Source organism: Lysobacter antibioticus (assembly GCF_000731095.1).
GTDB lineage: Bacteria > Pseudomonadota > Gammaproteobacteria > Xanthomonadales > Xanthomonadaceae > Lysobacter > Lysobacter antibioticus_B.
Genome location: NZ_JMTZ01000019.1, coordinates 1 through 22,883, shown reverse-complemented (window position 1 = coordinate 22,883; position 22,883 = coordinate 1). Strand labels below are relative to the sequence as shown.

The following is a 22,883-nucleotide window of genomic DNA, read 5'->3' as shown; positions in this document are numbered from 1 at the left end:
ACAAAAAACCCTCAAGTCCGGCGTGACTTGCGACAGGTAGAGACGGGGCCGCGGGTTGCTAAGCTCGCGGCTTCGTCTTTTCCGGCCGCCTGGTTGCAGGCGGCCTCCGGTCTTTCCAGATGAGGGAGTTGGGGATGCGCGCACCGTTGTGGGCAGCGATCGCTGCTGTGTTGTTCGTCGGCTCCGCCGTGGCCACCCCGCGCGAGACGCGCATTCCCGAGGCCGCTATCGCCGCCGCCGGCGAATTGCGCGAAAGCGCGCTCGCCAGCGACCTGGGCTATCGCATCACCGAGTCGTTGACCACCGAGGTCGGCCCGCGCCTGGCCGGCAGCGAGGCGGATGCGCGCGCGGTGAAGTGGGCCGAAGCCAAATTCCGCGAGCTCGGCTTCGACAAGGTCTGGCTGGAACCGGTGACGTTTCCGAAGTGGGAGCGCCGCAGCGAGCAGGCCGAAGTGCTCGGCGAACATCGCCAGCCGCTGAACCTGACCGCCCTGGGCGGCAGCCCCGCCGGCAAGGTCGAAGGCGAGATCGTGCGCTTCGCCGACCTCGCCGCGCTGGAAGCCGCGCCGGCCGGTTCGCTCAAGGGCAAGATCGCCTTCATCGACTACCGCATGGAGCGCGCCAAGGACGGCGCCGGCTACGGCCCCGGCGGACGCGTGCGCAGCCGCGGCCCGTCGGCGGCGATCCGCGCCGGCGCCAGCGCCTATCTGATGCGTTCGGCCGGCACCGACTCGCACCGCAATCCGCACACCGGCATCACCCGTTTCGACGACGGCCTGACCCCGATTCCGTCAGCCGCGCTGGCCGCGCCGGACGCCGACCAGCTCGCGCGCCTGGCCGCGCGCGGCCCGGTGCGCGTGCGCGTCGCCCTGGATTGCGGCTGGGACGGCGAAGCGACTTCGCACAACGTCATCGGCGAGATCCGCGGCAAGAGCAAGCCCGAGGAAGTCGTGGTGATCGGCGGCCATCTGGATTCGTGGGATCTCGGTACCGGCGCGATCGACGACGGCGCCGGCGTCGGCCTGACCATGGCCGCGGGCAAGCTGATCGGCCAGAGCAAGCTGCGCCCGGCGCGCAGCATCCGGGTGATCGCCTTCGCCAACGAAGAACAGGGCCTGTACGGCGGCAAGGCCTATGCGCTCAAGCATGCCGCGCAGGTCAAACAGCACCAGATCGGCGCCGAGAGCGATTTCGGCGCGGGCCGTATCTACGCTTATTCGAGTTCGGCGCCGGCGCATGCGCAGGCCGCCGACAAGCAGATCGCCGAGGCCCTGGCACCGCTCGGCATCGAGCACACGCCCGGCAAGGGCGGCCCCGGCCCGGACATCTCGCCGTTCGCCGCGCGCGGCCTGGCCTGGGCGCGTCTGGCCCAGGACGGCAGCGATTATTTCGACTACCACCACACGCCCGACGACACCCTCGACAAGATCGACCCGAAGGCATTGGCGCAGAACGTCGCGGCGTATGCGGTGTTCGCCTATCTGGCCGCTTCGGCCGACGGCGATTTCGGCAGCGAAGCCAAGCAGGTTACGCCGCCGGAGGAGTGAGGCGGCACGACACTCATTGCGTGCCGTGTTCGCCGACGCGTCTCAGCTCCCTCTCCCGCCTGCGGGAGAGGGGCTTTAGCGCGATGGCCTATGCGCTACGCGCAGTCCACGCCGCCAACAACACCGCGGTCGCCGCGGCGACGTTGAGGCTTTCGACCTTGCCGCTGCCGGGAATCGACAAACGCAGGTCGCAGGCCGCGACGAGGTCGCGGTCCATGCCTTCGCTCTCCGCACCCAACACATAGACCAAACGCTGCGGCAATTGAGTCGCGAAGGCGTTGTCGCCGCCGGACACCACCGTCGCGGCCAAGGCGAATCCGGCGCCGCGCAACTGGGTCAGCGCATTGTCGCTGCGGCCCATGCGCACCATCGGCACCGCTTCGGCGCCGCCCTCGGCGACGCGCGCGGCGGCGCCCGACAGGGCCAGGGTCGAATCCTTCGGCATCAGCACCGCGGCCACGCCGAAATGCGCGGCCGAACGCAGGATCGCACCGAGGTTGTGCGGATTGCCGACGCCGTCGAGCCAGATCGCCAACTGCGGGCCTGCGGGCAATTCGCGCAGCCATTCCGACAGCGAAGCCGGCTCCTCGCGCAACACGTCGGCGACCACGCCTTCGTGATGCCCGCTGGCCGCGAGTTTGTCGAGGTCGGCTTCCTCGACCACGCGATAGCCGACGCGGTTGGCCACGCACCACGCCAGCAAGGGCTGCAGCGCGGGAATGCGGTTGCCGCTCAGATACAGCTTGCGGATCGCCTGCGGCCGGCGCGCGAACACGGCGCGGATCGCATTGAGGCCGTACAGGCGCAGCTCGACGTCGCGACGCGCGCGTTGCGGATGCGGCGCCTCGAACATGTCGTCGCCGAGGGGCTGACGCAGATCGGCCTCGTCGCGCTGGCGATAGACCCGCTCGTCGCGCTCGTGGCGTTCCGGCCGCGCCCGCTCGCGCGGCGTGCGCGCATCGGCGGGATGTTGGTTGCGCTGCTCGCGTCGTTCCAAGCGCGAATGCGGATGCGCATGTGCGTGTCCGCCGCGATCGTGTCCGCCGCGGTACGGCGACGGCGGCGGATCGACCGGCCCCGCGCTGCCTTGCGCATCGGGCTCGCGCCGCGGGCGTTGTTCGTCGTCGCGGCGCGGACCGGTGCGCCAGGGGCTCTGTCCCGGAGCGATGGGGGGGCGCGGACCGCGCGGGGGATCACGTCGCATCGTCGAGACTCCTTCTTACCTTGGCGAATACACGCAGGTCGTGCAGCTGCCCGCGCTTGAACACGGCGCAGCGTTGCGCGCCTTCTTCTTCGAAACCGTTCTTCAGCAACACCCGCGCCGAGGCCGGGTTGTGGTCGAGCACCGTCGCGCACAAGCGATACAGGGACAGCTCGCGCATGACCCAAGGCGCGAACACGGCGACCGCGCGCGTCATCAGGCCGGCATTCCACAGCGCGCGCCCGAGCCAATAGCCCAGCTCGGCGCTATGGCCGCGCTCGCCCTGGCCGGCGCGCACGCCGATGCCGCCGCAGGCGCGGCCGTCGACTTCGATCGCCATGACCGGGTCGTTGAGATTGACGACCTGGCCGGACAGGAAGCGCTCGCCGTCTTCGCGGGTATAGGGATAGGGAAAACGATCGCTGGTGGAACGCGAGACGTGTTCGTCGTTGGCGTGTTCGACCAGGCTGTCGAGGTCGTCGGGCCGCCAGGGGCGCAGGACGAAGCCTTCGCCAAGCAGGCGGATATCGCCCGGGTCGGATAAGGGAGCGGCGTTCATGGCGATAGCGTACTGCATCACTGTTGGCGGGCGGAAACCGGGGCCGCGGAACGGCGTCCGGGCAGGAGCGGCGTCCTCCTGGATTTCCTTCGGTCGCGAGCCGCGACACGCGTCGTAGCCGAGGCCCCGCGGTCGCGGCTTGCGCCGCTCCTACCCTGAAGCGGTGCGCCGGCCTGCGATCACCCGATCACGCGTGGCCGCCGGCCTGCGGGGTGTCCTTTTCCAGCTTCTCCAACTCGTGCGCGACCGCCTCGGGCGATTTGGTGTAGCGCGCCAGCAGGACGTAGAACGCCGGCACGATGAACAGCGACAACAGGGTCGAGAACGACACGCCGAAGATCACCACGATGCCGATCGTCGCCCGGCTCGCCGAGCCCGGGCCGCCGGCCAGGACCAGGGGCACGGCACCGACCACGGTCGCGATCGAGGTCATCAGGATCGGGCGCAGGCGCACCGCCGAGGACTCGACGATGGCCTCGTGGATGCTGCGGCCCTCGTCGCGCAACTGATTGGCGAACTCGACGATCAGGATGCCGTTCTTCGCCGCCAGGCCGACCAGCATGACGATGCCGATCTGACTGAACAGGTTGAGGGTGCCGCCGGTCATCCACAGGCCGAGCAAGGCGCCGAGCACGCCCAGCGGCACGGTCAGCATGATCACGAACGGATGGATGAAGCTCTCGAATTGCGCGGCGAGCACCAGGTACACGACCAGCAACGCGAGAGTGAAGGTCATCAGCACCGCGCCGCCGGCCTTCTGGTACTCGCGCGATTCGCCCTTCCAGTCGATCTGCGCCTGTTCCGGCAATTCTTCCTCGACCACCTGGTTGAGCCAGGTGATCGCCTCGCCCATGGTGTAGCCCGGCGCGAGGCCGGCGCTGACGGTGATCGCGCGCAGGCGGTTGAAGCGGTTGAGGCTGCCGGGCTCGGCCAGTTCCTTCAAGGTGACCAAGTTCGACAGCGGCACCAGGCCGCCGTCGCGGGCGCGCACCTGGATCGCCGCCAGGTCGGCCGGCGAGGCGCGCACTTCGCGTCCGGCCTGGACGATCACGTCGTACTCCTCGCCGTTCTGCACGAAGGTGGTCGCACGCCGCGAACCCATCATGGTTTCCAGCGAATGGCCGATGTCGGTGACGCTGACGCCGAGATCGGCGGCGCGCTGGCGGTCGATCTCCACGCGCATCTGCGGGCGGGTTTCCTTGTAGTCCGAGTCGACCGAGAACAGGCCCTTGTTCTGCTCGATGCGGGCGAGCAGACGATCGCGCCACTTCGCCAGTTCGACGTATTCGGGGCCGCCGAGCACGATCTGGATCGGCTGCCCGCGCGTACGCACCAGGCCGCCGCCGACCTGCGGCAGCGCGCGCACGCCGGTCAACTGACCGAGCTCGCTGCGCAGACCGTCGGCGACGTCGGCGGTGCTGACGTCGCGCTTGTCCCAATCCTGCAGGAACACCGCGATGCGGCCGGTGTGCATTTCCTCGCTGGCGCCGAAACCGCCGGGCACGCGCGGGTTGTAGCGCTGGATGGTCTGGTCCGGGCCGGTGTGCGAGGCGATGATCTTCTCGACCTGCTGCACCTGCTTGACCGTGTAGTCGTAGCCGGCGCCTTCCGGCCCGATGATCGAGACCTGGAACGAGCCGCGGTCTTCCTGCGGCGCGAGCTCCGAAGGCACCAGCTTGAACAGGCCGAAGCTCAATGCCAGCGCGATCACCATCAGCACGCCGAACAGCCACGGCCGCTCGACGGTGTGGTCGAGCAGGCCTTTATAGCGCCGGCTCACGCTTTCCAGGCGCGCATTGACCCAGCGGTTGACCGGGTTGGATTTCTCTTCGCTGTGCGGGCGCACGAACTTCGACGACATCATCGGCGTGAGGGTCAGCGCGACGAAGGCCGACAAGGCCACCGCGCCGGCCAGCGCCACCGACAGCTCGCGGAACAGGCGCCCGGTGTTGCCTTCCATGAAGCCGATCGGCAGGAACACCGCCACCAGCACCGCGGTGGTGGCGATCACCGCGAACGCGACCTGCTTGGTGCCGCGCGCGGCGGCGACCAGCTTCGGTTCACCCAGGTCGGCGCGGCGCTGGATGTTCTCCAGCACCACGATCGCATCGTCGACCACCAGGCCGATGCACAGCACCAGCGCCAGCAGAGTCAGCAGGTTGATCGAGAAATCGAAGGCGTACAGCGGAATGAAGGCAGCGATCAGGCACACCGGCACGGTCACCGCCGGGATCAGCGCGGCGCGGAAACTGCCGAGGAACAACCAGATCACGATCAACACCAGGATCACCGCTTCGGCCAGCGTGTGGTACACGCGCTCGACCGCCGACTCGATGAAGATGGTGGTGTCGAAGGCGACGAAGATGTTGGTGCCGTCCGGCAGGCCCGGGCGGATCTTGTCGGCCTCGGCGCGGATCGCGCGGGCCACGTCGAGGCTGTTCGCGGTGGAGGTCTTGACGATGCCCAGGCCGATGTTCGGCTCGCCGTTGCTGCGGTAATAGGCGCGGCGTTCGGCCGAATCGAGCTGGATCTTGGCGACGTCGCCGAGCCGCACGACATAACCGTCGGCGCCCTTCTTCAGCGGAATCTGGGCGAAGTCCTCGGGTTTTTGGTAGCTGCGCGCGACTCGCAGAGTGAAGTCGCGCGTCTGCGATTCGATGCGCCCGGCCGGCAGTTCGACGTTCTCGGCGCGCAGCGCGGCCTCGACCTCGTTGACGGTGATGTCGCGCGCCGCCAACGCGTCCTGGTCGAGCCAGATGCGCATGGCATAACGCTGCTGGCCGCCGATCCGGACCTGGGCGACGCCGTCGACCGAGGACAGACGGTCGACCACGTAACGCTCCGCGTAGTCGGACAGCTGCAGCGTGTCCATCTGCTTGGAGCTCATGTTCAGCCACATGATCGGGTCGGCGTCGCTCTCGACCTTTTCGATCTGCGGCGGGTCGGCCTCTTCCGGCATGCGGTTGGAGACGCGGCTGACCGCATCGCGCACGTCGTTGGCCGCAGCCTCGATCTCGCGCTGCAAGGTGAACTCGATGCTGATCGAGGCGCGTCCGTTGACGCTGCGCGATTCGATGCTCTCGATGCCTTCGATGCCGGCCAAGGCGTCTTCGAGCACCTGGGTGATGCGGGTCTCGACCACCGCCGCCGAGGCGCCGGGATAGGTCACGTCGACCGAGACCACCGGCGGGTCGATCGCCGGCAATTCGCGCAAGGTCAGGCGCGAGAACGCCATCACGCCCAGGGTGATCAGCAGCAGGCTCATCACGGTGGCGAACACCGGACGGCGGATCGACAGGTCGGAAATATTCATCGCGCGTCGCCGCCGTTGCGGCGCTTGGGCGCGCTGCGCTTCGGCGCTATGTAGATCGGCACGACCTTGGGCCGGCCGCCCGGGGCCTGCTCGGGGTCGTAGGCCGGGTCTTCAGGCGGAGCCCCGGACATGCCGCGCAGGCGGAAGTCCAGGGCGCGCTTGACCGCGGCGCGCAGGTCGCCGGCATCGGGCTTGCGCGGAAACGAAGACAGCAGGGACCGCATCCAGTCAGCCATTCGCGCGGCCCTTGGCTGCAGCCGGCTCGCCCTGGCGCTTCGCGGGCGCATTCGCACCGGCGGCCTGGACCTTGTTGCCGACGCGCAGCTTGCCGGTGCCGTCGACGACGATGACATCGCCGACCTGCAGGCCCTTGACGATCTCGGCCAGCCCTTCGCGACGCGTGCCGACTTCGACGTCGGCGCGCTCGACGGTGTTGTCGGGCTTGACCCGGAACACGTAGGAATCGGTGCCCACCTGCACCACCGCGATCTCCGGTATCAACAGGGCCTGGCGCTCGGGTTGCAGCAAGGTCACCTGCATCAACATGCCCGGCCGCAGGCGATGGTCGGGATTGGGGAAATCGGCGCGCACCGTGATCGCGCGCGTGGCCGGGTCGACCCGCGCGTCGATCGTGCTGACCTCGCCCTGGAACGGCTGGCCCGGATACGCGGCGCTGGTGCCGTCGACGGTCTGGCCCTTGGCGACGCGCGCCAACAGCGTTTCCGGCACCGGGAAATCGACATAGACCCGGCCGGTGTCGTCCAGGGTAGCGATCGGCGTGCCCGGGGTGACCAGCGAGCCGGGGCTGACCTGGCGAATGCCGAGCACGCCGGAGAACGGCGCGCGGATCACCCGGTCGCCGATGTCGGCCTTCATCTGCTCGACCCGGGCGCGGGTGGCGTCGCGGGTGGCACGCTGGGTGTCGAGCGCCGAACGCGCGATCAACTGCTGCGCGGCGAGTTCGCTCTGGCGCTGGTACAGGGCGGCGGCTTCCTTGGCGGTGGCCTCGGCCTGGGCCAGGGCGGCCTGCTGGGCCTTGCCGCTGAGGGTGATCAGCGACGCGCCGGCGGCGACCTGGTCGCCGCTGTCGAAATGCACGCCCTGGACGATCTCGCTGACCTTGGCGGTGACCGTGATCGACTCGCGCGCCTTGACGTTGCCGAGCGCCTGCACGGTGTCGTTCCAGGGCCGCAAGCGGACCGGCTCGGTGGTGACCGGAATCGGGCGATCGCCGCCCTGGCCCCCCTGGGGCGCCCCGCCCTTGCTGCCGCAGGCGGTCAGGGCGAGGGCGAAGACAAGGGTGCAGCAGGTGCGAAGGCCGGAACGTGGTCGCATGCGGATCTCTGAACGGGTACCCGTGAGGGCGGCGGCGCGGGTCTGGCGGGCGCTGGTGCGGCCCGGCCAGGCGATCCGCGCGGAAGGGAGAACCGGCGCGGCGATGAAGCCGCGCGATTCTAGCGGTGCAGCATTAACGCTCGCGTGGGCCATTGGTTGACCACCGTATAGGCAAAGTCGTCCCGGCGATGTGTTCGGGCCGGCATGCGGCCGACGAAGGTCGGCCTGGACGACTGCCGCGCCGATGTTTCATCGCCGTAATCAACGTGATGGCGCGGGCGGCACGGACGGAGTTCATACTCCGCGAGTCCCCCAGTTGGAGCCTGGTCATGATCCACGACAGCATCCTCGACACCATCGGCCGCACCCCGGTGATCCGCCTGCACCGCCTCGCCCCGGCGCACGTCAGCCTGTACGCCAAGGTCGAAGCCTTCAATCCCGGCGGCTCGGTCAAGGACCGCCTGGCCCTGGCGATCATCCTCGACGCCGAAGCCAAGGGGCTGATCAAGCCCGGCGACACCGTGGTCGAAGCGACTTCGGGCAACACCGGCGTGGCGCTGGCGATGGTCTGCGCCGCACTCGGTTACAAATTCGTCGCCACCATGAGCGAAACCTTCTCGATGGAGCGCCGCAAGCTCATGCGCGCCTACGGCGCCAAGGTGATCCTGACCCCGGCCGCCGAACGCGGCAGCGGCATGGTCCGGCGCGCCGAGGAACTCGCGGCGAAACACGGCTGGTTCCTCGCCCGCCAGTTCGAGAACCCGGCCAACCCCGCCTATCACCGCAACACCACCGCGGCCGAGATCCTGCAGGACTTCGCCGGCCGTCGGCTCGATCATTTCGTCACCGGCTGGGGCACCGGCGGCACCCTCACCGGTGTCGGCGAAGTGCTGCGGGTGGCGCGCCCGGAAGTGCGCATCACCGCCTGCGAACCGGCCGGCGCGGCCCTGCTCAGCGGCAACGCCTGGCAACCGCACAAGATCCAGGGCTGGACCCCGGACTTCGTCCCGGCCGTGCTCAACCGCGACGCCGCCCACGACGTGCTGACCGTCGACGAAGTGCTCGCGCGCGACACCGCGCGCCGCCTGGCGCTGGAGGAAGGCATCTTCGTCGGCATCTCGGCCGGCGCCACCGCGGCCGCGGCGCTAGAAGTCGCGCGCACCGCCGAACACGGCGCGGTGATCCTGGCGATGCTGCCCGACACCGGCGAGCGCTACCTGAGCACCTTCCTGTTCGAAGGCATCAACGAAGGCAGCGACGACGACTGGCTGGCCTCGCTGGGCTGAGGCTCTGGCAGGTCGCGGGCGTTCGCGCGCTCAGTTGCGGAACACGAGATACCACAGCGTCACTGCTGCAACGGCGATCAGCAACGCCCACCACAGCATCCCGGCGTTGCTTTCGTCGCGCCGGACCGTGCCGTCGGCGCGGCCGCTCAGGCCGCGCTTGCTGCGCTGGCGTTCGTGGTCGAGCACGCGCTTGATCGCCTCCGCGTTCGCAAGCCCGTGGGTTTTTTCCAGCAGTTCGAGCGCACCGACCCGGTCGCCGCGCAGCAGCGCCATAGTTACATCGGCGGGCAAATCGGCGCGACCGGCGCCCACCCCGGTGGTGGACGCGTCCGCGTGTTGCCCGCGCAAATGCGCATCGACCACCGCGAGCGCATCGCGCAGGTCGAGCCGGTGGACCGCGCGCACGATCTTGACCGCCTCGATCTTGTTGCCGCTGCGCAGCGCCAGTTCGGCCTGCGCCGGGAAACCCTCGGGCGGCGACGGTGCCTCGTCCGGGGCGGCGTGGGAATGCCCGCCTTCGGCAGGCTCGCGCTGGTAATGCTCGACCGCGTCCTTCGCGTCGCGCAGGCCCAGCCCCGGATTCGCATCCAGCACCAGCTTGATCGCCTCGATCTTGCGGCCGGCGCGCAACAGCGTGGCCGCCTGCGGCGGTATGAAGGGCGTGCGGTGGTCGCTCATCGCGGGGCTCCTTGCCGGCTGCGGATCCCGCCAGCCTAACGGGCCGGGGCCGGATCCGTCACGCCCGCACGCCGTGCCTCAGCGCGACGACCACGCCAGCTTGGCGCCGAAGCCCAGCATCATGGTGCCGATCAGGCCATCGAGCGCGCGCGCTGTCCGCGCGCTGCGCAAGGTCCCGGCCATGCGCGAGGCGGCCACCGCGACCACGCACAGCCACACCGCGCCGATGCTGTAATGCAGGCCGATCATCAGCATCGAATCGCGCGCCATGTGCGCGCCCGGGGCGAGGAATTGCGGCAGAAACGCGAGATAGAACATCGCGATCTTCGGATTGAGCGCGTTAGTCAGCGCGCCCTGCGCGAACGCGCGCCACAGCCCGGTCGCGGGCGCGGCCAGCTCCGGCAACGGCGCGTCGGCGCGCGGCCGCAGCGCCGCGCGCAGGGCCTTCACGCCGAGATACGCCAGATACGCAGCGCCGAGCATTTTCACCGTCCAGAACGCGCGCTCGGAATACATCAACAACTGGGTCACGCCCAAGGCGAACAGCGCGACATGGAACAGCCCGCCGAAGGTGATGCCGGCGACCGCCGCAAGCCCGCGGCGCGCGCCGCCGAGCGCGTTGCCGATCACCAGGAACGTGTCGGGGCCGGGCATTAGCGTCAGCATCAGCGCGGCGACGGAGAAAGCGAGCCACTGGGTTTCCATGCGTCCGGGTCCGTGCAGGTTGAAAGGAACGGTGGGCGCTAACGAAAAACGCCGGCGCGAGGCCGGCGTTTTTCCGATGCGTCGTAGCCGAAGCTTACGCCGCCGACTTCCACTGGCCCAGCGCCGCCAGGCCGTTGGCCTTGGCGCGCTCGTACACGGTCTGCTGGGCCTTGGCGATGTTGCCGACCAGGTCCTGCGACCACAGCTTCAGCGCCGCCGACTGCATGGCGCGGCCGTAGGAGAACGACAGCGGCCACGGGTTCGGGCCCATCTGGTTCATCGCGTTGAGGTGCGCGGTGGCGTCCTCGTCCGACTGGCCGCCCGACAGGAACACGATGCCCGGCAGGGTCGCCGGCACGGTCGACTTCAGGCACTGCAGGGTGGCTGCGGCGACGTCGTCGACGCTGGCGCGGTCGCTGGCCAGGGTGCCCGGCAGGACCATCGACGCCTTCAGGATGGTGCCTTCGAGGACCACGCTCTGCTCATACAGCGCGCCGAACAGCGAACGCAGGGTCACTTCGGTGACTTCGAAGCAGGTGTCGATGTCGTGGCTGCCGTCCATGATGACTTCCGGCTCGACCATCGGCACCAGGCCCTGCTCCTGGCACAGCGCGGCGTAACGCGCCAGCGCGTGGCTGTTGGCCTCGATGCAGGTGCCCGACGGGATGTCGTCGCCGATGTTGATGACCGCGCGCCACTTGGCGAAACGGGCGCCGAGCTTGTAGTACTCCTCCAGGCGCGCGCGCAGGCCGTCGAGGCCCTCGGTCACGACTTCGCCCGGGAAGCCGGCAAGCGGCTGCGGGCCCTTGTCGACCTTGATGCCCGGGATCACGCCGTTGTCCATCATGACCTTGGTGAACGGCACGCCGGCCTTGGTCGACTGACGGATGGTTTCGTCGTACAGGATCGCGCCGGAGATGTAGTCGCCGATCTTCGGCGTGGTGAGCAGCAGCTCGCGGTAGGCGCGGCGATTTTCTTCGGTGTTGTCGATGCCGACGCCGGCGAAACGCTTGGCGATGGTGGCGTTCGACTCGTCGATCGCGATGATGCCCTTGCCCGCGGCGACCATGGCCTGGGCGGTTTCGGCAAGCTGTTCGATGCTCATGGAGATCCTGCGGCAGCGGTGGGAAGCCCGCGATTATAGCCGCTGACGGTGAACCTTGCCCCCTCCTTGGGCCTGTCGAATCAGGCACTTGCGCTCAGTTTCGACGGAAACCGTTTTCAGCGCATGGCCGTCATCGATGTCAAAACGCGGATGCCGGCAGCGGCGGACTGCACCGCCGATCCCGCGGACCGGAGCCCCAAGGCAGCGAACCGGTCCCGCGTTGACACCCATGCGGCGACCGCCGAGCATCCGCTGGCATCCGGCGCGCCATGGACGCCGCCCTCTCACCGCTGCAAGGAAGCCTTCCGCATGTCCGATCTTCATTCCCGCCGCCGCATTCTGGCCGCAGCGCTCATCAGTGCGCTTAGCCTGTTGCCGGCCACCACCGCCCTCGCCCAGTCCAACGACGCCGACCGCGATTACCGCGAAGCCGTCGCCCATTGCGAATCGCATCCGCAGCCATCGGTCCGTTACGTCGTCGTCGATGCGGCGCGGATGCGTTCGCTGCCGCGCGCCGAGGGGGGTGCGGTGACGTCGGTGCCGATCGGCGCCGAGGTCAAGGTGCAATGCGTGTTCGGCGAATGGGTGCGCGCGACCTCCGAACGTCCCAACCCCTCCGTCGGCTGGATCCGCGCCGACCTGCTCGGGCCGCGCGCGCCGACCGCGGCTTCGCTGGAGCAGGACTACCGCCGCGCCGCCGGCGCCGAGCGGCGCACCATCGCCGAGCGCGCGATCGCGCTGCGCCCGTTCGCGCGCGACAGCCATCAATTGGCGATCGATGCCGCACAGGCCGACGGCGACAACGCCGCGGTGCAGGCCGCGACCGCGCGCCGCGAGCGCATGACCGCGCCCAAAGTCGAGCGCCTGGCCGGCGAGCCGCGCCTGCTGTTCGGTGTGGACGGCGGCTACCTGACCACGATCGCGCGCATCGACGGCCGCGGCCGCTATGCCGATGCCGCGGCGCCGGACAGTACCTACGCGGTCTGGCGCGGTTTCCACCTGTACCGCAACGGCGCCGCCGACGGGCTGGTGCAGATCATCGACCGCGGCGATGCCGTCGGCCTCGGCATGGAAGCGCAGGTCCGTCGCCCGCCCGCGACCGAACGCGACGAACGCCTGAGCGGCCTGGCCAGCAACGAAACGCTCGGCGCCGGTGCCGCCGTCATCGCGGCGAAAGTAAGCGCGGACGAGCGTCGTGCGATCGAACGCGAGCTGCGTTCCGTGCTGGGCCGGCAGCGCCTGGACCGCGCCGCGGTCGAAAAGGCGCTGCGTCCTTATGACGAGGAAGAGCGCAGCGGCCTGCGCGTGCATGCGCTCGACCTGGCGGGCGGCAAGCGCCTGTTGGTCGCCACCGCAGTGGCGGCGGTGCCGCCGCGCAACGCTGACCAGGCCGATACCACCCTGGACTCGGTGTTGTTGTTGGAGGCCTCGGGCAAGCAATACCGCAAGGTCGGGGAAGTCGCACGCGAGACCGGCGGCGACGGGGTCGAGTCGCATTCCTTCCACGACGCCCTGGACCTGGACGGCGACGGTGTGGCCGAACTGATCTTCCGCCTCCACCAGTACGAAGGCAGCGAATATCAGATCTGGAGCCAGCAATCCGGCCAGTGGAAACCGGTATATGCGGGCGGCTACGTCGGCGTCTGACGAGTGTCGGCGCCGCTCCTAGGGCGGAGCGGCGTCCGGCTGGATTTCCTTCGGTCACGAGCCGCGACCTGGACCTCACCGCAGCGAGGTAAGCGCGGTATCACGGTCGCGGCTTGCGCCGCTCCTACCCGGGATGGTTCGGCGGCTCCTTATCCGAGCCGCCATATCGCCTCAGAGCTCGCCGAGCCCCTCGGCGCAACCGCCCTCGCCCACTTGCAGCAGGCGCAGGGTATTGGTCGCGCCGTGCTGTTCCATGGTGTCGCCGCTGGTGAAGATCACCCGCTCGCCCTGGCCCAGCTTGCCGGCATCGAACAACTGCTTGACGACGTTGCGCGCGGCGTCGCGCGAGGCCAGGCCGCGGCTGTCGAAATCGATCGGGTAGACGTCGCGCATCATCGACATGCGGCGGCGCGCGCCGCCGTGGCGCGAGAACGCGTAGATCGGTGCATTCGAGCGGAAGCGCGAGAGGAAACGCACGGTGCCGCCGGATTCGGTCATGGCGACGATGGCGCGCACGCCGATGTGCTCGGACAGGAACATCGCCGCCATCGCGATGGCCTGGTCGGCGCGCTCGAGGTTGCGCGGCGCGGCTTCGAAATCGGTGTCGTGGTCGAACTGGCGCTCGGCGCCGAGGCAGATGCGCGACATCGCCTCGACCGCCTTGACCGGATAACGCCCGGCCGCGGATTCCTGCGACAGCATCACCGCATCGGTGCCGTCGATCACCGCGTTGGCGACGTCCAGCACTTCGGCGCGGGTCGGGATCGGGTTGTCGACCATCGATTGCATCATCTGCGTGGCGGTGATGACCACGCGGTTGCGCGCCAGCGATTCGCGGATGATCTTCTTCTGCAGGCCCGGCAGTTCGGCATCGCCGATTTCCACGCCGAGGTCGCCGCGCGCGACCATGACCACGTCGCTGGCGTCGACGATTTCGGCCAGGTTTTCGATGGCTTCGGCTCGCTCGATTTTCGACACCAGCGCGGCATCGCTGCCGGCGGCGCGGGCGATGCGGCGGGCCTCGTGCATGTCCTCGGCATTGCGGCAGAACGACACCGCGATGAAGTCGGCGCCGAGTTCGGCGGCGACCAGGATCAGTTCCTTGTCGCGCTCGGTCAGCGCGCCCAGGGACAGGCCGCCGCCGAGCTTGTTCAGGCCCTTGCGGTCCGACAGGGCGCCGTCGTTGAGCACGGTGGTGATGATGCGCTCGCCGTCGACCGCGCCGACCCGCAGTTGCAGCAGGCCGTCGTCGAGCAACAGCACGTCGCCGGGCGTGACGTCGTTGGGCAGGCCCAGATAGCTCACCCCGACCTCGCGCAGATTGCCCGGAGGGGCGCTCGCACTGGCGATCAGGTCGAAGCGGTCGCCGGCCTTGAGCAGGACCCGGCCTTCGGCGAAGCGCTCGATGCGTATCTTCGGCCCGGGCAGATCGGCGAGGATGCCGACCTCCACGCCGACCCGCAGCGCGGCCTCGCGCACGGCCTGGGCGCGCGCGACCTGCGAGGACGGATCGCCGTGCGAGAAATTCAGGCGGACGACATCGACGCCGGCGTTGAGCAAGGCGTCGAGCACGCCCGGCGGATCGGTGGCCGGGCCGAGGGTAGCGAGAATCTTGGTGCGTCGCGGGCTTGAGGACATGGCGGGCTCTCTTGGCTGTCGGCCAAACTAGCACAGCTTCGGCGACGGTCGAACCCGCTGTGCGCGAGCACATTCGCTCGATACCCGCGATTGGAAAAAATCATCCCGATTTACCGATGTCTGATCTGCCGAGGCCTGGTTTGCCGGCGCCGGCTTCACCGATGCGAGCGCCACTCTCGCAATGCGCTGCCGTATGCCGGCCGAATCGGCGATTGCACACTGCGACGGCGCGCGCCTCCGAAAACGGAACGGCCGCCCTAGCCGCCCACCCTCGACGTTGCCGGCGAGCCGCCCTGCGCCAGGGCATCGACGATGCCCTGCAAGGACAGCACCGCGGGCAGTTTCGTCCGCCGCCCTTCGCGGTCGTAACCAACGTACAAGGGCACGCCGACCTCGCCCTGCTGCTTCAGCAAGGCGGCGATGGCCGCATCGGGCTGGGTGTAGTCCGCGACCAAGTACACCGCATCGGCATCTTTCAGCAGGGCGCGAAAGCCGTCGCGTTCGAGCACCGCGGCCTGGTTGACCTTGCAAGTCAGGCACCAGTCGGCGGTGACGTTGACGAACACCGCTCGGCCCTGACCGCGCAACTCGGCCAGCCGTGCGGGGCTGAAACGCTCGGCGCCGGACGGCAGTTCGGCTTTCGACGCGACGGACGGCCCCGCATCGCCTGTGCGCGCACCCAACATCGCCAGCGGCGAGAGCGGCAAGGCAACGATGAGGACCGCGAGCAGGCGGTGCCGGGCCCCGCCGAAGCGATTCTTCTCGAACCACCACAGCCCCAGGATCAGCACCAGCGCGGCCAACAATACGATCGCCATCGCGTCCACGCCGCGCTGCTTGCCGAGTACCCACAGCAGCCACACCGCAGTGGCGTACATCGGGAAGGCCAGCCATTGCTTCAAGCCGTCCATCCAGGCCCCCGGCCTGGGCAGCCAGCGTGCGGCGCGCGGCACGAATGCGATCAACAGGAACGGCGCCGCCAGCCCGAGCCCCAGCACGACGAATACCGCCAACGCCAGCCACGGCTGCGGCGAAGCCAAGGCATAGGCCAGCGACGCGCCCATGAACGGCGCAGTGCACGGGCTGGCGACGACGCAGGCCAACACGCCGGTGACGAAGTCGCCGAGTAACCCACGGCCCTGGGCATGGCGTTGACCGACACCGGTCAGACCGGCGCCGAAATTCACCACGCCGGACAAGCCCAAGCCGACCGCCAACATCACCAGCACCAACAGGCCGATCACCCACGGTTGCTGCATGTGGAAACCCCAGCCCGCGCCACCGCCGGCCGCGCGTATGGCCAGCACCACCCCGCCCAATGCGGCGAACGACGACACCACGCCGGCGGTGTAGGCCAGCGCACGCCGCTTGGCCCCGACCGGGTCGTCGGCCGCGTGCAGGATCGAGAACGCTTTCAGCGACAACACCGGCAACACGCAAGGCATCAGGTTCAACAGCAGGCCGCCGGCGAACGCCATCAGCAACATGCCCAGCCAGGGCGATGAGGCCTGTTCCTGCGCACGCAGCGACGGCGGCAGTTGGAGCGACAAGCGCCGCAATGTCGGTGGATAACAGACGCTGTTCTCCAGACAACCCTGAAAACTCAGTTTGAGTTCCAACCGCTGCGGCAGCGGCGCACCCGACTGCAGCGGGACACGCAGTCGCGCATATTCGTAGAACACCGTGACCTCGCCGAATTGCGGGTCTTTGTGTTGACGACCTTCGGACCATTGCAGCGCGCCGAGCGCCTGCGGCGCATCGGCGGCCTGCAGGGAAAACCGGTCGCGGTACAGGTAATAGCCCGGCGGCATCCGCCATTCCAAGGCCACGCTGCCGTCTTCCAGCAGTTTCGAGGTGAGTGCGAAAGCTTGTTCGACCGGCAGCGGCTCGGCATCGACGACCGAGCGGCTCGGGTCGGAAGCGCTGCTGTCGTAAGCGTTGTTCGTCGTCGCTCCCTCGGCGAACGCGATCGAAGGCGACAGCAGCACCGCCGCCGCCAACGCCAGACCGCGTGCCGTCGAGCCGGCCCATCGCAGGGCATCGCGCAGCAGGCCGGTCATTCAACGAGCCCCTGCCGCGTTGCCGCGCGCCATGCCGCCCGCCCCACCGAGCAGGGACTGCAGACGCGCCGGCAGCGCTTCGTCGACCTCGATGCGCCGCAGCAGCCGCCCATCGGCACCGACGACCAGCACGGCCGGCACGCGCTGGATGCCGAAACGACGAAACAGCACGCCGTCGCGATCCAGACTCAACGGCACCGGCACCCGATGCTCGTTGCGATAATCACGCAGGTCCTGATCCGACGCCCACAAGCCCGAGGCGATGCCGACCCAACGCACGCGACGGTCGCGCCCCAACGACACCAATTGCTCGCGCAGCACTCGGCATTGCTTCGACGATTGCGGCCGCGTCTTTTGCAAATAGCTTTCGCACCAAGGCGAGAGGAAAGCCAACACGCTCGGTCGCTGGCCCACCGGATCGGTCAAGGCGAGCTTGCGCGCTTCGAGGGTGAGGATCTTCGACGTCGGCACCGGCTCGCCGATTTGGAGAATATTCCGTGCGGGTGCGACCGGCGTTTCCGCGGCGAGCGTGCGGGGGTCGAACGCCGGCATGCTCCGCGCCTGCGCGACCGCGGCATCGAGCCGCGCATCGGCCAGATGCCCGACGTAACGGACGGTGCCGTCCTTGCCGATCACCACGTGCTGCGGGGTGACCCGCAAACCGAAGCGTTCGCCAAGCGAACCGTCATCGTCGCGCACGATCGGCATGCTCAAGCCGAGCTCTCGCCGATAGGCCTTGATCTGCTCGGCCGTGTCGTCGAAACCGATATTGATCGCGATCACCTGCAGATCGTCGCCGGCGCTGCGCTGTGCCTTCTCGAAATGCGGCATCTGCTCGCGACAGGGCACGCACCAGGTGGCCCAGAACTTCAGATACACCGCCTTGCGGCCGCGCAATGCGCCCAAGTCCAAGCGCTGACCATCGACGGTAGTCAGAACGAGCGCCGGCACCGCTCGCCCGACCAGGCGCGCGCCGACCTGTTGCGCGTAGTCCTTGCCGGTTTCGGCCCGTGCTGGCCGAACGCCGCCCGACCACCACAGCGCGAGCAAAACACAGGCAGCCACCGACGTTCGCGCCCACAGGCGCGAGGAGTACACAGTCATACGGATTCCTCGATAAGGGACAGCAAGGCGATGCGCGATCGGCCCACCGGGCACGGTCGGCCGAGGCCGCCCTCGCATGCATCGCCACTTCGAGGCCTCACGCTACGGCCCGACTGGTTCCTTGAGTGAGCCAGTCCCCGCGAATCCGACCGGACCAGTTGCTACGTCGGCGGCTGCCCCGCTGCAGCGCGAAGAGCCCGGCGATTGCGCGGCATCGGCCTCGTGCATGCATCCGCTCCGACGCCGATCTGCGCTGGCTCGCGCGCATCAACCTCACCCTCGCTCACGCCGCTGAGGCAGTCACGTTCTCGATTCGCGAGCGCACCCTAAGCTCGCTCGGCAACACCGCACGAGCACTCGCGAACGCTCGCGACATTCTCCATCCCGTAAGCGAAATCGCCCCTGCGTATACGCCAACCCGCCCACTGGAGGATCCACAGCCCGCTCACGCTCATCGCAGTCCGCACGCCCGACCACGGCATTCGCCATCACGACGCAGTTGTCGTTCGCACTCTCAAAGGGAGATTGAATATGACGAAACCCATCCTTGCCTGCTGCCTGCTGATGTCCCTGGTCCTAGCCTCCGCGGCCGCATTCGCGGAGAAGAAATACAGCGTCCGCCAGGCCGGCGGCGCCTGCGGCGAAGACGCCACCAACATCGCCGTCTGCGACGCGGGCCTGACCTGCAAGGACGGCACCTGCGCCATGCGCAGCTACCTGTCCGGCGCCACGGTGAGCTGCAAGTCCGAGATGGCCAAGGCCGGAGTCGGATCGCGCGAACTGGTCTCCGTGCACGACGGCTTCTGCTACTACCGCTGCAACGGGATGTACGAGGCCGCGATGGATGCCAGCGAGGTCACCGAACGCCTGCTCTTGCAAACCAGTGCCGGTTCCGAAGCGTTCGTGGCCGAACTGGCGAAACTCTCCGCCGACGAGAAAGCGAGTTACAAACGCGCCGAAGACAAATGCAACTCCTGCGGCACGCATTGCACGATCGGCGCTGCCTTCCTGGGCCGCGGCAGCTACTGAGCGAGCGGACACTAACGGCGACCGCCGGATACATACCGCCTCGATCCGGTTGCGCCGCGTCCCAACGAGAACAGGCATTCGGGTTAACCCGAATGCCTGTGTCGTACCGCGACAAGGTCTGATCCGGCGCCCGGATCGTCGGCGATATGGAAAACCGCCTACCGGCATCGCCAAGGCGATGCCATCGCATCGCAGCGGTACCGCCACGACCCTCGGGTAACGATAACGCCGCTTATTGGATCGCGTCGCCGTAACCGCAGCCGACCGTGACCCAGCCCGGCGCATAGGACACATCGACCAACACGCGCACCGTTTTCTCGCCCGGCAACGCCTTGCGATAGTCCAGCCCCTTCCAGTTGTAAGTCTCGATCATGGCCGCCAGGTCGGGGCGCGGGCTCATGCCGCCGATGCGCTTGGCCAGCGCCTCGCCGACCTTCAATTCCTGCCCCACCGGCACCTTATAGGCAAGGTGCATTTCCTGACGGCTCGGGAAATTGACGTAGCTCGACTTCTCGCCCCAGGCAGACAACGGCTGCGCGCTCTTCCACAGCATCAACGCGGCGTCGCCGCCGTCGTCGGTCTGGGCCAGGCCCTGGATCTGCTCAGCGTTGAGCTCGTCGCCGAACGCATTGACCTGCTCCATGCTGAGCTTGCACTCGACGAAATCGGCCACCCGCTTGGCGGTGGTGTCTTGCGCCGAAGCCAGGGCGGGCGCCAGCGCCACGGCCAAGGCGGCGACAGACAGGAGCTTGTTGCAGTAGTTGGACATGGTTCCTCTGAGTTCCGGTTGCGGATCGTGTATCCGCTAGTCATGACGAAGCAGGGATGAGAATCCAGTACGGCCAGCCACAGCTCCACCCGATTATCTGGGCATTGCTAGGTGCGACCGAGAAGCCGCTTGCAGCGGTGCAGGTCCAGGGGCCGAGGCCTTGATCGCCATCGACATATCTCGGGCCGAGTTCGCATGCCAACCCCACGACCGCCGACCCAGAACCTTTAAGCCCAACCTATTCGGCTGATGCAAAGGAAAAGGTCACCGATACTTTCGTTTACTCCTGCGCGATGGCGCATTGCAATAAAACACACATAACCCGGCAATCAGCCCTCATCGCAAGCAACGAGACGCTTGCACTTTAGGGTTCCCCTGACGAGAATCTAGTACGGCCACGGAACTGGGCCCCTATCGATCTATTGCGTCGCCACGGAGGGAAGACGCCACCCATCTGCATCAAACCTCACCTTTATTCGCAGCTCCGTCGCGCCCCATTCGGAGCCTAACGGGGCCCGCTTGTCGTGCCAGCGACTTTTACCAAGGATTAGGTATGCCTTTGAGACTTCACCAACCATTTTCAAGAGTGAGTTCAGCGAGAGGGCTACTCCAGATTGCCCACTCGACCATGAGCCGTAGCTTGTTCGCCGCTGTAATGTGCTACTCGTTTAGCGCCGGCGTTTCTGCACAAGAAAGCGGAAATAAGTGGAAGATCTCCGATCCGGCGGGACAATCGACCGAGTACAACACTCAACAAGAAGCTGTCGAGGCGATCTGGGAGCTACCGGCGCCCACACCCGAAACAGAGGGCGCCTATCAGTTCGTCGAGCAAATAAAGAGCACGAAGATAGATGAAGAGGGCAACGTCCTCATCACGTACTGGATGGGCAAGGACCAGCCGACCGATCCAGACTGGAAGTACGGCACCGTATATGGAAGCGGCTTCGTTACGGAAGCCGATGCGGCCACGAAGATCAAACAGACCCTGGACGGGATGAGCGCTGCCTGCGCGCCTTCTGCCGTCGCCGAACCACTCAATGACTGGCAAGAATCGCAGCCAGGCTACGAAGGGCGGATGGAGAAGAGAAGTTACTCGCAGCTCGTCAAGGTCGGTAAAAACACACCAGACTCCCCATGCACCCTGCACGACTTCGGCCCCACCAACATCGGTCGAACCAGGCGAATCGAGTGTCCGAATGGGCATACACAATGGAGTGACGAGTACAACGCCTGCGTAAATACCGAAATCACCGCCACCCTCGCCGGTAAAGTCAATTCATGCGAAGGCACGGCGGGCCAAGCCAGCGGTCTCGTCGGGAATCCGTGCGACGTAAAGACAGGCGAGAAGTTCGAAACTCAGCAGGATTTCGATCTGGGGTGGATTGCGTTCCGCCGTTTCTATCATTCGGGCTCTGCGACCAGCAACGGTGGCTTCGGGCCAGGCTGGACACACTCGCTATCTACTCGCCTGGCGATTGACGGCACCAGCATCGGCCTGATCGACAGCAGCGGTTACCAGCGCCGGTTTCGTCAGGACGGGACAACCTATCTGGCAACGGATGACAGTGGCGATCGCCTTGTCGCCAATGGCTCCGGCTGGATGCTTCATACCGATGGCAGCACACTTATTTTCGACAATGAAGGGCGCCCTCTACAGTTCTTGCTCGATAGCGGTATTTCGCTGTCCTACTCTTACGATAATTACGGTCGTATCGAGCGCGTCACCCATACGAGTGGACGATCCCTCGAACTGCACTACGAAGGCTCCGCGATCGACTCTCCGATCAGTTCGATCTCGTCGGAAGGCACGACACTCGTCAGTTATACCTACCTTTACGAGTTTCCCAACTTTCCAACGGTCGGCCTGATAGAAACCGCAACCTACGCGGATGGGAAGTCGCGTAAGTATCACTACGAAGATACTCGTTTCACCAAGCATCTGACGGGTGTCAGCACCGAGGACAACGCGCGGTTCAGTACGTTCTCGTATGACGGACAGGGTCGAGTTATATCCAGCGTTCATGCCGGAGGCGCGGATGGCGTCAGCCTCGCTTACACCTCGGCCGGCGGAGCGGTAGTTACCGGAGCGCTCGGCCAGCAAGAGGATTATGGCCTGACCCCAGGCTCTGGTGCCCTGCCCCGCAAGGTCTCCGGATTCACCGACAGTCGCGGCTCGGTGACGCAGACATATACCGATACCGCCACCGACTTCCGCCGCCGCCTCGACACCGTCACCGACCGCAACGGCACCCAGACCAAGCACACGTATGCCGATGCGAATGACCCGGTGACCGGACAGCCGGCGCGCACGCATACGGTCAAAGAAGCGGTCGGCCTCGCGCAGGAGCGCAGCAGCGCGGAACGCCGCGACCTCGCCAGCAACCGCACCGTATTGACCCAGGTCGGCAATCGCGAGACCCGCATCGTCCGCAACGCGCGCCTGCAGCCGGTCACGGTCACCGTGCGCGACACCATCAGCAACCAGACCCGCACGACCGCGTATGCCTACTGCGAAGCGGCCGACGTGGTCGCGAGCAACAGCACCTGCCCGATCCTGGGCCTGGTCAAGTCGGTCGACGGCCCGCGCACCGACGTCAACGACATCACGACGTTCCAGTACTACGGCAGCGACGACAGCACTTGCGCGACCCAGCCAGCGCTGTGCACCTACCGCAAGGGCGACCTGCGCAAGGTCGTCGACGCGCTGGGCCGCAGCACCGAGACCTTCGGTTACGACCCGCAGGGACGTCCGTTGTCGGTCGTCGACGCCAACGGCATCGTCACCGATTACGAGTACCACCCGCGCGGTTGGCTCGCCGCGACGAAGGTGCGCGGCGCCGACAACAATGTGGAGACCGACGACCGCATCACCCGGGTCGAGTACTGGCCGACCGGCCTGGTCAAGCG

The 22,883-nt window shown here is 67.5% G+C and carries 17 protein-coding genes; 5 read left to right on the top strand and 12 right to left on the bottom strand.

Annotated elements, in window-relative coordinates:
• Window positions 1-134 precede the first annotated feature (134 nt).
• Window positions 135-1,547 (top strand): M28 family peptidase, encoded by a 1,413-nt coding sequence (locus EX88_RS0107515; protein ID WP_031371384.1) that lies wholly within the window; start codon window positions 135-137, stop codon window positions 1,545-1,547.
• 88 nt (window positions 1,548-1,635) lie between these two features.
• On the opposite strand, the gene EX88_RS0107510 is transcribed toward EX88_RS0107515, so the two are convergent.
• From EX88_RS0107510 to EX88_RS0107485, 5 genes are all read right to left on the bottom strand, one after another.
• Complete coding sequence (locus EX88_RS0107510) at window positions 1,636-2,424, bottom strand: TrmH family RNA methyltransferase (RefSeq protein WP_430536898.1); 789 nt, start codon at window positions 2,422-2,424, stop codon at window positions 1,636-1,638.
• A gap of 316 nt (window positions 2,425-2,740) precedes the next feature.
• The gene (locus tag EX88_RS0107500; RefSeq protein ID WP_031371382.1) at window positions 2,741-3,307 is read right to left on the bottom strand and encodes a GNAT family N-acetyltransferase; all 567 of its coding nucleotides are present in this window, start codon (window positions 3,305-3,307) and stop codon (window positions 2,741-2,743) included.
• Window positions 3,308-3,494: 187 nt separating this feature from the next.
• On the bottom strand, window positions 3,495-6,620 hold the full coding sequence (locus EX88_RS0107495; RefSeq protein ID WP_031371381.1) for an efflux RND transporter permease subunit: 3,126 nt from the start codon (window positions 6,618-6,620) through the stop codon (window positions 3,495-3,497).
• Window positions 6,617-6,856 (bottom strand): hypothetical protein, encoded by a 240-nt coding sequence (locus tag EX88_RS0107490; RefSeq protein WP_152566151.1) that lies wholly within the window; start codon window positions 6,854-6,856, stop codon window positions 6,617-6,619. Before EX88_RS0107490 ends, EX88_RS0107495 begins: the two co-directional genes overlap by 4 nt.
• Complete coding sequence (locus tag EX88_RS0107485) at window positions 6,849-7,955, bottom strand: efflux RND transporter periplasmic adaptor subunit (protein WP_031371379.1); 1,107 nt, start codon at window positions 7,953-7,955, stop codon at window positions 6,849-6,851. The genes EX88_RS0107490 and EX88_RS0107485 overlap by 8 nt, the downstream gene beginning before the upstream one ends.
• A gap of 329 nt (window positions 7,956-8,284) precedes the next feature.
• On the opposite strand from EX88_RS0107485, the gene cysK reads away from it, so the two are divergent.
• The gene (cysK, locus tag EX88_RS0107480) at window positions 8,285-9,241 is read left to right on the top strand and encodes a cysteine synthase A (protein ID WP_031371378.1); all 957 of its coding nucleotides are present in this window, start codon (window positions 8,285-8,287) and stop codon (window positions 9,239-9,241) included.
• A 30-nt stretch (window positions 9,242-9,271) separates the two neighbouring features.
• Here cysK and EX88_RS0107475 read toward each other — a convergent pair whose 3' ends face one another.
• The 3 genes from EX88_RS0107475 to EX88_RS0107465 all read right to left on the bottom strand — a co-directional run bounded on the left by EX88_RS0107475 (window position 9,272) and on the right by EX88_RS0107465 (window position 11,729).
• Window positions 9,272-9,871: a hypothetical protein gene (locus EX88_RS0107475; protein WP_152566150.1), complete on the bottom strand. Its 600-nt coding sequence runs from the start codon at window positions 9,869-9,871 to the stop codon at window positions 9,272-9,274.
• Window positions 9,872-9,997: 126 nt separating this feature from the next.
• On the bottom strand, window positions 9,998-10,624 hold the full coding sequence (locus EX88_RS0107470) for a LysE family translocator (RefSeq protein ID WP_031371376.1): 627 nt from the start codon (window positions 10,622-10,624) through the stop codon (window positions 9,998-10,000).
• 94 nt (window positions 10,625-10,718) lie between these two features.
• Entirely contained in the window at window positions 10,719-11,729 is a 1,011-nt protein-coding gene (locus EX88_RS0107465; protein WP_031371375.1) for a class I fructose-bisphosphate aldolase, read from the bottom strand.
• A 309-nt stretch (window positions 11,730-12,038) separates the two neighbouring features.
• Between EX88_RS0107465 and EX88_RS0107460 the strand changes: the two genes are divergently transcribed.
• Window positions 12,039-13,376 (top strand): SH3 domain-containing protein, encoded by a 1,338-nt coding sequence (locus tag EX88_RS0107460; protein ID WP_031371374.1) that lies wholly within the window; start codon window positions 12,039-12,041, stop codon window positions 13,374-13,376.
• A 171-nt stretch (window positions 13,377-13,547) separates the two neighbouring features.
• On the opposite strand, the gene pyk is transcribed toward EX88_RS0107460, so the two are convergent.
• From pyk to EX88_RS0107445, 3 genes are all read right to left on the bottom strand, one after another.
• Window positions 13,548-15,014 carry a pyruvate kinase gene (pyk, locus tag EX88_RS0107455; RefSeq protein ID WP_031371373.1) on the bottom strand — a complete coding sequence of 489 codons (1,467 nt, stop codon included), beginning with the start codon at window positions 15,012-15,014 and terminating at the stop codon, window positions 13,548-13,550.
• A 257-nt stretch (window positions 15,015-15,271) separates the two neighbouring features.
• On the bottom strand, window positions 15,272-17,074 hold the full coding sequence (locus EX88_RS0107450; protein ID WP_051884689.1) for a protein-disulfide reductase DsbD family protein: 1,803 nt from the start codon (window positions 17,072-17,074) through the stop codon (window positions 15,272-15,274).
• Window positions 17,075-18,178 carry a TlpA family protein disulfide reductase gene (locus EX88_RS0107445; protein WP_051884688.1) on the bottom strand — a complete coding sequence of 368 codons (1,104 nt, stop codon included), beginning with the start codon at window positions 18,176-18,178 and terminating at the stop codon, window positions 17,075-17,077.
• Window positions 18,179-18,709: 531 nt separating this feature from the next.
• Between EX88_RS0107445 and EX88_RS0107440 the strand changes: the two genes are divergently transcribed.
• Entirely contained in the window at window positions 18,710-19,207 is a 498-nt protein-coding gene (locus EX88_RS0107440) for a hypothetical protein (protein WP_152566149.1), read from the top strand.
• A 232-nt stretch (window positions 19,208-19,439) separates the two neighbouring features.
• On the opposite strand, the gene EX88_RS0107435 is transcribed toward EX88_RS0107440, so the two are convergent.
• A complete protein-coding gene (locus tag EX88_RS0107435; protein WP_031371369.1) occupies window positions 19,440-19,976 on the bottom strand; it encodes a hypothetical protein in 537 nt (178 codons plus the stop codon).
• Between the two features lie 640 nt (window positions 19,977-20,616).
• Between EX88_RS0107435 and EX88_RS25805 the strand changes: the two genes are divergently transcribed.
• Window positions 20,617-22,883: DUF6531 domain-containing protein (locus EX88_RS25805; RefSeq protein WP_161786083.1), on the top strand; the 2,267-nt coding region annotated here is incomplete at its 3' end.